The organism is Carnobacterium inhibens subsp. inhibens DSM 13024 (assembly GCF_000746825.1).
GTDB classification, from domain to species: Bacteria; Bacillota; Bacilli; order Lactobacillales; family Carnobacteriaceae; genus Carnobacterium_B; species Carnobacterium_B inhibens.
This window is the reverse complement of sequence record NZ_JQIV01000006.1, coordinates 453,695-465,796: the sequence shown is the minus strand read 5'-3', so window position 1 is coordinate 465,796 and position 12,102 is coordinate 453,695. Positions and strand designations below refer to the sequence as shown.

At 34.5% G+C, this 12,102-nt stretch carries 12 protein-coding genes; 2 read left to right on the top strand and 10 right to left on the bottom strand.

What is annotated here, in order from left to right; genetic code table 11:
* Positions 1–27: 27 nt before the first annotated feature.
* Positions 28–957 carry a manganese-dependent inorganic pyrophosphatase gene (locus BR65_RS03325; RefSeq protein ID WP_034536710.1) on the top strand — a complete coding sequence of 310 codons (930 nt, stop codon included), beginning with the start codon at positions 28–30 and terminating at the stop codon, positions 955–957.
* A gap of 652 nt (positions 958–1,609) precedes the next feature.
* Here the strand turns inward: BR65_RS03325 and BR65_RS03320 are convergent.
* The 3 genes from BR65_RS03320 to BR65_RS03310 all read right to left on the bottom strand — a co-directional run bounded on the left by BR65_RS03320 (position 1,610) and on the right by BR65_RS03310 (position 4,610).
* Positions 1,610–2,857 carry a GTPase gene (locus tag BR65_RS03320; protein WP_023177999.1) on the bottom strand — a complete coding sequence of 416 codons (1,248 nt, stop codon included), beginning with the start codon at positions 2,855–2,857 and terminating at the stop codon, positions 1,610–1,612.
* Positions 2,858–2,901: 44 nt separating this feature from the next.
* On the bottom strand, positions 2,902–3,771 hold the full coding sequence (ypfJ, locus tag BR65_RS03315) for a KPN_02809 family neutral zinc metallopeptidase (RefSeq protein ID WP_023177997.1): 870 nt from the start codon (positions 3,769–3,771) through the stop codon (positions 2,902–2,904).
* Positions 3,772–3,968: 197 nt separating this feature from the next.
* Complete coding sequence (locus BR65_RS03310; RefSeq protein WP_023177996.1) at positions 3,969–4,610, bottom strand: YrrS family protein; 642 nt, start codon at positions 4,608–4,610, stop codon at positions 3,969–3,971.
* 630 nt (positions 4,611–5,240) lie between these two features.
* Here BR65_RS03310 and BR65_RS03305 point away from each other — a divergent pair.
* Complete coding sequence (locus BR65_RS03305) at positions 5,241–6,218, top strand: diaminopimelate dehydrogenase (RefSeq protein WP_034536707.1); 978 nt, start codon at positions 5,241–5,243, stop codon at positions 6,216–6,218.
* Between the two features lie 46 nt (positions 6,219–6,264).
* Here BR65_RS03305 and BR65_RS03300 read toward each other — a convergent pair whose 3' ends face one another.
* From BR65_RS03300 to BR65_RS03270, 7 genes are all read right to left on the bottom strand, one after another.
* Positions 6,265–6,858 carry an ECF transporter S component gene (locus tag BR65_RS03300; RefSeq protein WP_023177993.1) on the bottom strand — a complete coding sequence of 198 codons (594 nt, stop codon included), beginning with the start codon at positions 6,856–6,858 and terminating at the stop codon, positions 6,265–6,267.
* 486 nt (positions 6,859–7,344) lie between these two features.
* Complete coding sequence (locus BR65_RS03295; protein WP_034536706.1) at positions 7,345–8,520, bottom strand: IS110 family RNA-guided transposase; 1,176 nt, start codon at positions 8,518–8,520, stop codon at positions 7,345–7,347.
* 274 nt (positions 8,521–8,794) lie between these two features.
* A complete protein-coding gene (locus BR65_RS03290; RefSeq protein ID WP_034536703.1) occupies positions 8,795–9,313 on the bottom strand; it encodes a type 1 glutamine amidotransferase domain-containing protein in 519 nt (172 codons plus the stop codon).
* 75 nt (positions 9,314–9,388) lie between these two features.
* Positions 9,389–9,703: a hypothetical protein gene (locus BR65_RS03285; RefSeq protein WP_034536702.1), complete on the bottom strand. Its 315-nt coding sequence runs from the start codon at positions 9,701–9,703 to the stop codon at positions 9,389–9,391.
* Between the two features lie 74 nt (positions 9,704–9,777).
* Positions 9,778–10,218: a MarR family winged helix-turn-helix transcriptional regulator gene (locus BR65_RS03280; protein ID WP_023177988.1), complete on the bottom strand. Its 441-nt coding sequence runs from the start codon at positions 10,216–10,218 to the stop codon at positions 9,778–9,780.
* A 142-nt stretch (positions 10,219–10,360) separates the two neighbouring features.
* On the bottom strand, positions 10,361–11,185 hold the full coding sequence (locus tag BR65_RS03275; RefSeq protein ID WP_023177986.1) for an ABC transporter ATP-binding protein: 825 nt from the start codon (positions 11,183–11,185) through the stop codon (positions 10,361–10,363).
* Between the two features lies 1 nt (position 11,186).
* A complete protein-coding gene (locus BR65_RS03270; RefSeq protein ID WP_034536699.1) occupies positions 11,187–12,077 on the bottom strand; it encodes an ABC transporter permease in 891 nt (296 codons plus the stop codon).
* Positions 12,078–12,102: the final 25 nt, after the last annotated feature.

The following is a 12,102-nucleotide window of genomic DNA, read 5'->3' as shown; positions in this document are numbered from 1 at the left end:
ATAGTTTTAAAAGGAGAGATAACAGTCATGAGTAAAGTATTAGTTTTTGGTCATAAAAATCCGGATACAGATGCCATTACATCTGCCATTTCGTACGCTTACCTTCAAAATCAATTAGGATTTGAAGCTGAAGCTGTTGCATTAGGAGAAGTAGGAGAGGAAACACAATATGCTTTAGATCACTTTAGTGTTCCTGCACCACGTGTAGTAGAAACAGTAGCTAACGAAACAGATAAAGTTATGCTAGTGGATCACAATGAATTTCAACAAAGCGTAAATGACATTGCAGATGTTGAAGTTTTATCTGTAGTCGATCACCATCGTGTTTCTAACTTTGAAACAGCTAATCCATTGTATTACCGTGCAGAACCTGTAGGATGTACAAATACGATCATAGCTAAATTATATAAAGAAAAAGAAGTGGCAATACCTAAAGAGATTGCAGGATTAATGTTATCAGCAATCGTTTCAGATACGTTATTATTTAAATCTCCAACTTGTACCGATGAAGACGTTGCAATTGCAAAAGAACTTGCTGCAATCGCTGATGTTGATATTGATTCATATGGTCTTGAAATGTTAAAAGCTGGAACTGATTTAAGCAATAAGTCAGCTGCTGAATTATTAGACATGGATGCTAAAAGTTTTCCAATGGGAGATAAAAATGTCCGTGTAGCACAAATCAATGTTGTAGACGTAAATGATGTACTTTCTATACAAGCTGAATTAGAACAAGAGATGCTAAATGAAAATCATTCTAAAAATTATGATTTATTCGTATTAATCGTTACAAACATCTTAGACAGCGATTCAGTTATCCTAGCATTAGGAAATCCAATCAATGCAGTAGAAGAAGCTTTTAATGTAGCTTTAGAAAATAACAGTGCATTATTAAAAGGCGTTGTTTCTAGAAAGAAACAAGTTGTACCACAATTAACTGAAGCATTAACAAAATAATAATCAAAACAACATTCACAACGAATACAGAGTTGCGAATGTTGTTTTTTTATAGTTAAGTAAATAAACACGATTAAAATAGTCGAATTGAATAATAGTAGATTCAAAACTCTATTAAAAGCATTTAATAGATAGTTAATCACCAAAAAAATGCTAACTGAGCTTAAAAGTGTCCAAAATCGACGTAAAAAGATAAGAAACAGGAAAACTACACTTTATAACTACTTTGTATAATATATATTATGTAAACTAGGAAAAATGATAAAAAGACACTTTTATTAAAGACAGCTATTTTTGTCTATTTCCTCTCTTTTTAGATTGGTCTTACTTTTTTATTAGATATATTGATTTTTATCTTTTTCTTTATTCTTTTTCTTCGTTTTGTGTGTTTATATTTTTTTATTTATATTCATTCTTTTTTTCGCTTGTACTTAAATTTTAATCAGTTGATTTTATTGCTGAATGAATTCTTTACGAGACTATTTTTTTAAATTAGTTTAAATGAAATATAAAAAGTATTTTTGGTTTAATTTTAGTGTCAGATATAAAATTTCTACAAACTAAAAAAGTTCGTAAAAAAAACCGAAATAAACAATTATTTCGGTTCAATGATTAGTTATTTATTTTGAGTTTAAAATTAGTCGATTTATCATTATTTATTTGATTTTTTTCGTTGGGTTAACTTTTTGAAATTACTCATAAGTTGATCTTTTTTAGATTGTTTTTTTAATTCATTTGTTTCTTTAGGTAAATCTGTTGTTAAATCAAGGTTTTTACTGATTTTAGCGCCTTTTTTAAGACGTTCTTGAAATTTTGCTTTCATTAACTGTTCAATGTTTTTTAAATCGGGGTATTTTCCATCTTTTTCTCCGGCTGCTATGATTGCTAACACTTCAATATAGCTCATAGAAAGCGCCGTTGTGATGATTGAAGCTGTTGTACCGCTAATGAGACCTCCAACAACTGTACCTGCTCCAGGAATCAATTTTATCACATTTGAAACGATGTACCTTCCCGCAAAAGTAGCTCCCCCAGTCCCTCCTATTGCTGCTACAAGACTTGCAATAGTGGCTTTGTCCATTGAAATACCAAAAATAGCCGTAATATGAGCCAATAACGTTACCTGCATGGGCACAAGAACGGATGCGTCAGAAAAAGGGATCGGTAAAAATCCTACTCCAAATGAAGTAGCGATATACCTTGTCGCCCAACTGCGAGCAGAGTTCGCTTTTCGTGCAATATCTACTTGTTGGGCATTGTTAAAAGCCTTTTTTGCTTCTTCAGGTATGATTTCAAAACTTAATTCAAGTAATTCTTTTAATCCAAACGCTGGAATCGACATTTCTTCCGTTAATTTGAAATTTTCAGCCATAAGAGATACTACACCATAAATCGGTAAATTAAGGTTTTCAATATATGTTTTAAATGTTGCTGCCGGTTCACCAATTGATTGAGTCAAAACGATCACAACTGGAAGTTTTTCACTCAATTCTCTTATGAGTTCAAGTTCTGTTGGCTCTATTCGTGAAGAATTTGCATTAATACAGTAGTAAGCAAGGTGTATTTCTCCTTGAATACCTAGTTTTTTATTTTCTTTGATCGTGTCAAAAATCTCACTTTTGATTTCTTTTTGTACTTCAAGACTTAATTCCAGTCCTCTAGTATCATATAACACTAATGGGACTCCTTCTTTAGAAATACGCCTTAAGTGTTTCGTAATCGGTCTTCCGATACCGGTTAAGGCAAGATTTTCTCTAAATAAATTATTGATCAAGGTACTCTTGCCTACCCCTGTCTTTCCTACTACCATGATATTGACTGGGTTCATTTTTTTTAATTCTTCTTCTGTTTTATTTAAGATGTCTTGTACCATATTAAAGTTCTTATCTAAATTTTTCATCTTAACCTCCGTAGTTTGACTTTACACTGAAATCTAGAAACTTTTTATGGAAGTTTAAATTTAGCATTCCCGTCAAATGTATCTCCATCTTCTAAATTACCAGATTCAAATCCGTGTTCAAACCAATACATTCTTTGCTCAGAAGTACCATGAGTAAAACTTTCAGGAACAACGTATCCTTGTGCTTGTTGTTGAAGACGATCATCTCCTACTGCACCTGCAGCATTGATAGCTTCTTCGTAGTCTCCTTCTTCTAAGTAGCCTAACCCTTGAGCATAGTTTGCCCAAACACCTGCAAAATAATCTGCTTGTAGCTCAAAACGAACTTGGTATTTATTAAATTCTGTTTCACTCAGCTCGTTCCGTAAGATATTTAGTTGCTCTGTCAGTCCTAACTGAGTTTGAACATGATGACCTACTTCATGAGCAACGACATACGCCATTGCAAAATCTCCTGGAGCATTGAACTGTTGGCTTAATTCATCATAAAAGCTTAAATCAATATACAAATTAGCATCTCCTGGACAATAAAACGGACCTGTTGAAGAACCTGCGACACCACATGCTGACTGAACTGATCCAGAAAAAAGCACTAAAGTTGGTTCTTGATACTCATATCCATACTCTTGAAAAACATCCGTCCAAACATCTTCTGTATCTGCTAGGACTACCGAAACAAAATCAGCTCGCTCAGATTCTGTTTCGGTTTCTTGATAGGAACCAGTCGCTGTATTTCCACCAGGATCTGATACAACGGAGTTTAAAAAATCACCAAAATTTCCGCCACTTAAAAAAGTGAACGCCAACAGAATAAGGACCCCGCCTATTCCACCCCCAACTAACGTCTTACCACCAGTACTTTTTCCTCTGCGATCTTCTACATGATTACTTTTTCTTCTATCTTTCCAACGCATAGTCTCATTCCCCACATATATTTAAGTTATTGATACTTAAGACTATCATATCATCTTTTCTACTCAGAACAGAAACGAAAAGCGCTTGTTAAGCTACTTATTATCCCTATTCAATAAATCAGATTAAAATACACGAAAAAAACTGGTACTAAGCAATCATTCGCTTTAATACCAGTTTTTGAATTTAATTTTTAAGTTTATTGTTTATCATTTTCTTTTAAGTGTTCGACTTTCGTTGGTTGCCATCCTTGATCATCTACCCATTTTAAATAAACACGATAATTTTTGGTTTGGGCACTATCTGAAACAGTAGCTACTACCTGTCCTTCCCCACTATTTTCGACCCACCATTCAATCATATCTGACTCATTTAAGCCTGTTGCAACTGAAGCAGCTTTTTTGATTTCAATACGATCTTGAGATCCATCATTAAAATTTGTGGTGTGTTCCCCTTCTTGCTCTGTTTCAACTGGTTTCCAGTCACCAGTATATGCTTCTGTTACATTTTCGTCAGTTGGTTCTGTTTCTTTTGTTTCAACAGATTCTGATTCTTGACTTTCTTCGGACTCGCTTGACTCGCTTTCAGATGATTCAGAACTAGCTTCAGAACTTGTCAATTCACTTTGTTTTGAGCTTTCTGTATCTTTTATTATCACACTTGAACTTTCTTTTGTTACCTCTTGTGGCTCATCTCCACCACTAAAAAGTGACATAACTACCAATCCGATTACAACTAATGCTGCAATAATCACTGCTACGGTTAATATCTTTATCGTTTTTCTTTCTTTATCGTATTTGTTTGAACGAGTATTCTTTTTATTATCTTTAGAATCTTTCATGTTCATGCTCCAATCTATAAATGTCATTGACTTAGTTTTGTTACTGAAAAACTTCTTAACCAGTATAACATTGAAATAGATTAAAAACGTTAAACTAGTATTACTATTCTGTTTCGTTTTTATTTTTTTCTTTTTGTTTGTCATACGGTTAAAATAGTGATTTTATTTGAAAAAGCCAAAGATCCATGCTAAACTAGATATGAAAAGAGAGATATGCGTCAACATACCCCTCTTTAGAATAGAACCGTTAAAGACGGCAGCTACTATAGAACTTAATACAAAAAGTAATCGTCCTACTCGCTAAAGCTTAGACGGTTACTTTTTTTTGTTTGACGAGATTTTTAAAACAAGAGTTGCAAAAGCTAATGCAAACATCAGTGCCTCATAAATGCTCATGAGTTTTCCTTTCTAGGGAAAGCCCAAACAAAAAACATTGGCATCACCCCATTTTACAAGAGTTAGCCACCGCCTTAAACTTTTCTACGCTTTAAATTATACCATATGTGAAAACAAAAAAGAAATGAAGATGAAACGTTTGTTCTTTTTTATCCATTTATTGGAATCTGTTCTAATATCGATTATACTAAAAGTGAACGATGACATTTCAACTATAGATTGGAGATAAATAAAATGACTCAAAAAATTAGAATCGGTTTAGTTGGCTACGGCAATATTGGCAAAGGTGTCGAACTAGCAATTAAACAATTTAAAGATATGCAAGGTGTTGCAGTCTTTACTAGACGTAATCCTGCAACTGTAGACTCAAACTTGCCTACAGTTAGTATAGACGATATTTTAGATTACAAAGATGCTATTGACGTTTTACTATTATGTGGTGGATCAGCTACTGACTTGCCAGAGCAAGGGCCAGAACTAGCAAAACATTTTTCAACAATTGATAGTTATGACAACCATGGAAAAATACCGGACTACTTTGCAATTATGGATAGTTCAGCTAAAATTGGCCAAAATGTCAGTATTATCTCTGTAGGTTGGGATCCAGGTTTATTCTCAATCAACCGAGCATTATTTGAAGCTGTTCTTCCTGTAGGACAAACATATACTTTTTGGGGCAAAGGATTGAGCCAAGGTCACTCTGATGCTATTCGACGTGTAACTGGCGTGAAAAAAGGTGTTCAATACACTGTACCATTGGATAAAGCTTTAGAAGAAGTTCGTACAGGTCTGAACCCTGAGCTATCTACTCGCGAAAAACACATGCGTATTTGCTACGTTGTTTCTGAAAAAGGCGCAAATCAAGCAGAAATTGAACAAACAATCAAATCAATGCCAAATTATTTTGAACCTTATGAAACAGTCGTCCATTTTATTGACGAAGAACAATTTGAAACAGATCACCAACAAATGCCTCATGGCGGATTCGTTATCCGTACGGGAGAATCAGAAACTGGAAGCAAACAAAAAGCTGAATTCCAACTTGAATTAGAAAGTAATCCAGAATTTACGTCTTCTATTCTAGTGGCTTACGCAAGAGCTGCAGTTAAGTTTAAACAAGAAGGAAAAACAGGTGCATTTAGTGTATTGGATGTTCCAATGACTTACTTGTCCGATAAATCTCCTGCACAACTAAGAAAAGAATTATTATAAGAGAAAATCCCATTAGATGGCCAACTGCTTCTAATGGGATACTTTTTTATTTTTGAGGCCTAAATTTCTTTAATGGGCGTGCGATGATTGGTGCAATAATAGCAGCGGCTATCGCCTCGCCTATTCCGCTCGTTAAAACAACAGTTCCTAGCACACCTAAAAGATTTGAAAAATCAACTTCTAAAAGCGATGCATAAGTCTCACCGTAAATAATATAAATCAGTCCGAGTACCATAATAGTATTCGTTAGTGACGCCAAAACAGAAGAAATAATCATAGCGGTTGAATCATTTTTCATTCTTTTTTTACATATATTATAAACATATCCAGCTACTAAACCTACCATAATGCGAGGAATAACAGCTATAATCGGGTTTCGCCATAAAAAATAGTCAAATGGCGAAGCAGGCATTGTAAAGGCTTTGACCATTCGTGTGATACCCCAAACAGAACCAATAATCATACCATCTTTTGTTCCCAGTGTAAGAGAAACAACAATAACTGTAATATGGATGATAGTAGGATTTAAAGGAGGAATAGGAATATACCCCAGTAATGGAACAAAATTTTGAATAATAATGATAGCTGTAAGAATACCTAAAATAGCGGTTCTATAAGCGCTTTTATTTTTTTGGTACACCTTAATCCCTTCTTTCTATCTAAATGTATACATTGTTATTTTACATTATTTGATTAAGAATATCATTATAATTCTTTTTCTTCTTAACGAAAAGACAGAGATTTTCCTATTGGAGAAAGTATGCTGTTCCTTGAAAGGCAACTATGATTTGTTTTTTTTTAGTAAGGTTATTTCGTATTTATTTGTATAAGACGATACCAATGAACAGCAAATTAAACCAATGGTATCGCCTTTTTTTCAACAGCTTCTTTTAACCTCTTATGTAATACATTCATTTTTATTAATTCTAAAACGTGCTCCAAAAAACAGACCCGACATCCACTTCACGAACAATGCTCGATGGTCGATGACCATACTTCGCTTATTCGTTCCAGTGATTCGGGTCTAAACGCTTTTTTATACGAAAACTTAAGTACAAAAAATGCAAAAAAAAATTCTCCTATGCTAAAATAAAGATATAAAAAATTTTTATTTAGTTGAAACGTTCTAGCTCGCCTCTAGGACGTTTTTTTTCTTGTCATAATCTTCCCCAAATTCTTGGTAATGTTGTTTTGTCGATAATAGAGTATAAATGGTTTTTAATAGGGAATGAGCGGTCGCTACAACGGCTTTTTGTGTTCCTCTATTTTGTTTTATACGATAAAAATGTGCTTTAAACTTTGTGTTCTTAGATCGGCTGGCCGCAAAAGCTGCCTGACAGAGCACTTTCTTCAGATAAGCGTTCCCTTTAGTAATATGCGTACTCTTTCTTTTTCCTGAACTTTCATTGTTTCCTGGACATAATCCTGCCCACGAAGCTAGGTGTTCCACAGAAGGAAACTGCGTCATATCTGTTCCAATTTCCGCAATGATGACCGCAGCGGCCTTGCGGTCGATGCCAGGAAGTTCGTCCAAAACGGCTACTTCTTCTTGATAATTTTCCAATACTTGATCGATCCGTTCTTCCATGTTCTTTATCGTTTTTTCATAGGCAAGAATCATGTCATATTCTTGTTCTAACATAAATCGATGATGAGAACGGACGAATCCATTCAGCGCATCCACTAATTGAGGGATTTTTTTCTTTAAGGAAGTATAGACGTTAGCCGCTATGGTTTCCTCTGTCAGAATTTCCCCATTAATTAACATTTCAAGTAAGTTACGTCCCGATGCTCCAAAGATATCTTCGATATAAGTAGTCATCTTTATACCCGCCGTTTGTAGAATCTTATGAATTTTGTTTTTTTCTTTATTACACGATTCAACTAGTGATTTTCTAGACCGTGTTAAATCTCTCAAATCTTGAATCGTTTCTTCTGGAACGAAACTAGCAGGAATCAAGTCAATTCTCATTAATTTCGCGATCCATTCAGCATCCTTTTTATCGGTCTTATGACCTGGGATAGCTTTAATTTTTCTTGGATTGGCCAAAATCAACTGAAAATCAGCTTGAAGAACATGCCAGATGGGTTTCCAGTAAACGCCTGTGCTTTCCATGGCGACAACTTGACAATCGAATGAAGAAAGCCATTCTTTAAGTGCGTTCAAACCTGAAGTCGTTGTATCGAATCGCTTTTCTTCTTTTTTTGGGCGAGTAGAGGTAAGCGGACCATACAAGACACAGGCAACTACATTATTTTGGTGAACATCCAACCCTGCACAACTTTCATACATGTATTCCATCTTGTTTTCCTCCTAAAAAATAAATTAAGAAGGACTATTCTATTCTAAAGAAGATGTAATTTTATACTCATGCTCTAGGCAATAATTCAGGGTGCTCAAGAATAGAACCGGTCAGTTTGTCCCTCGATATCTTACATCAAAAAAGCGACGACCTCCAATCCTTCACTGCTATTTTAGCGTAAAAGGACCGGAGGCCGTTACTGTTTTGTTTTCATTTTTCAGGGTGTGGGCAGAGCACACATGTCCGTTTGTCCCACTCTCTCAATAAACAGTTTTATTCAAATGCAGCAATGTATTGTTTCATATATTCAGGAAGATCTGGAGGTCTGCGACTTGAAATGATGTGTCCATCTGTTATAGTTGGGATATCATGCCAAATAGCTCCTGCGTTCGTCATATCGTCTTTAATGCCTGGTGTACTCGTAACATTGACACCATTAAGGATTCCAGCTGAAATCAACACCCAACCAGCATGACAAATTTGTCCAATCGGTTTCTTTTGTTGATTAAAATATTGAACAAATTCAATTACTTTCGGGAAGCGTCTTAATTTATCTGGTGACCAGCCCCCTGGTACTAAGATTCCGTCATATTCTTCTTTGGTCACTTCGTCAAAACTATAATCCGAGGTCACTGGTACACCATATTTTCCGTGATAAACAGTTTCTTTTTTCTCAGCTACTAAATGAACCGTTGCTCCAGCTTCTCTTAAACGTAAAACAGGATACCATAATTCTAAATCTTCAAAATCGTCACTAACTAACGCAATGATCTTCTTATTTTCTAAAGGCACATTTATTCCTCCTAAATTTTTAGTTCTTACTAGCAGTCTATCAATTCTGCTAAAAGAGTGCAAACATCTGTAAAATCAAATATGATCTTCGGTAAATTCCTCGATTAGTTCACGAACGGGTTCACCACCATAGTCATTAATGAAATCTTCTAAAATGCCTAAGAAAATGCTGCCTTTTTTTGCTGTTCCTTCACTCTCGTCTTCAAAAAAACGGATAAAATAAGATTGGTAATCTTTGTATCCATCTACAAACCCAAGGCTTTTTATAAACCGATTTTCTTCAACTTCAGCCTCTAAATGAACATCTTGTTCTTTTAATTCTTCACTTTGACTGATGACAAGTTCTACTAACTCTTCTTTCGATAAATTATTAAGCGTTTTTGAATCCATCTCTTAACCACCTTTTATCCATTTTCTCTCTTTAATTGTAAAGATTTTAAACTGTCTTGTAAAATACTTCTGCTTCAACTATTAAAAGATTGAATGCTTCGATTAACTCTGCCCATCAGCACTAGTAAAAGTTGTTTTTCATCTGCTGGCCAGCTTTTAAAAATTTGACTATAAGCATTTTCAAGTTCAAATGAGACAGTTAATATAAGTTGACGAGCTTCTGAAGTTAAAGAAAGAAAACTATACCGTTTGTCAGTGCCTAGTTCTTTGATAAGCAGCTCTTTTTTTTCTAAACTTTTCACTTGTCTGCTTAAAGTCGATTTATCCAACTCAGATAGATTTACTAACTCTTTTAACGTTATTTTTTCATCTTTAATAACTGTCATAATTGAATAACCAGACTTTGTAAGGTTGTGTTTTCGGAGCAACTCTTTTTCCAATTTCGAATAATTCTGGTTAAATTCTGTAAAACGTTGAATTAATAAAAAAATCGGTGTTTCTTGTTGGGATTCCATTAAAAGCCACCTTTCTCAACATCGTTGCAATATACAATTAATTTATATGTATTATACAACTATCTAATTAAAAAGTATAGTTATACAAAAAAAGACTGAGACAGCAGTCTCAATCTCTTCTATAAATTAAACTCATCTTGCGTTATCGACTTAATAAAAGTTCATCTGTTAATTGACTTGAAGAATTATTTTTATCCGTAGCCTTTTGGAAAAGAACCAACACATCAGCAACCGTCAGATTTATTTTTTCTTCACCAGAAAGATCAACAATGACTTGTCCTTCATCTAACATAATCAATCGATTTCCATACGTTAAAGCGTCATTCATATTATGAGTAATCATTAAAGTTGTTAACTGTTCTTGTTCTACTCGTTTTTTAGTAAGTTGTAAGACTACTTTAGCTGTTTTTGGATCTAAAGCTGCTGTATGTTCATCTAACAATAAAAGTTCCGGTTTATTCATGGTAGCCATTAATAATGCAATAGCTTGTCTTTGACCACCTGATAATAAGCCCATTTCACTATCTAACCTATTTTCTAAGCCTAGACCTAATTCAAATAAAATGCTTTTAAAATACTCCCGCTCTTTATCCGTTGTACCTTTTCGTAAAGATCTCTTCTTGCCTCTTCTATAAGCAATAGCTAGATTTTCTCCAACTGTCATTCGAGGAGCAGTTCCCATTACTGGATCTTGGAAGACGCGTCCGATAAAACCAGCTCTTTTTTCTTCTTTTACTGTAGTTAGTTCTTTATCGCCTAACAAGATTTTTCCATTATCGATCATAAAATTTCCAGCAATACTATTTAGTAAAGTAGACTTACCAGCACCGTTTCCACCTATGATTGTAATAAAATCGCCTTTTTTCACTTCTAAATTCAACTTGTTTAATACAGTATTTTGATTAGCTGTACCCTTATTGAATTGTTTCGTAATTTCCCTTAATGATAAGACTGGTTTGACGGTCATTTTACATCAGCTCCTTTTTATGAAAGAAATTCAAATTAAATCTCGTACGTATGCTCGGTAATGCCAGACAAATAGCTAAAATAAACGCTGAGATGAGTTTTAAATCATTTGGCTGTAAACCAATCAACAAGACAAACATGATGATAAAACGATAAATAATAGCGCCTAAGATCACACAGATAAGTCGATGTACAAAAGAGAGGTTTCCAAAAACAACTTCACCAATGATAACTGAAGCTAAGCCAATCACTATTGTACCGATTCCCATACTGATATCCGCATAACCATTGTCTTGAGCAATAAGTGCCCCAGCAGCAGCAACCAAACCATTAGAAAGCATCAGTCCTATCATTTTTGTTTGGTTAGTAGAGATACCGAGCGAACGGGCCATTTTTTCATTGTCTCCTGTAGCAATAACGGCTTGACCAATTTCTGTTTTAAAGAATAAAACAAGTAATGTGATGATAAGCACCACAAGAATGAGCCCCATAAAAATTGTATCAAATTGATTTGGTAAGTTTAATCGATTAAAAAAGTCTGTTACTTTAGCTTTTCCAAGTAAACTTAAATTGGCACGCTTCATAATTCGTAAATTAATAGAATATAACCCGGTCATTGTCAAAATCCCCGCTAGCAAACCAGGTATATGAGCTTTTGTAATTAAGAACCCAGTAATAGCTCCAGCCAAAGACCCTATTAAGAAAGCCACAGCCGTTGCAGCTAAAGGATGCATACCTGAAATGATTAGTTGAGCACATACAGCTGCTCCTAAAGGAAATGATCCTTCTGCTGTCATATCTGGCAAATCTAAAATCCGGTAAGTAATAAAAATACCTAAAGCCATCATTCCCCATAATAGCCCTTGTGCTGTTGCAGTAACGATTAAATCCATTTACTTTCCTCCGCTCTAATAAGTG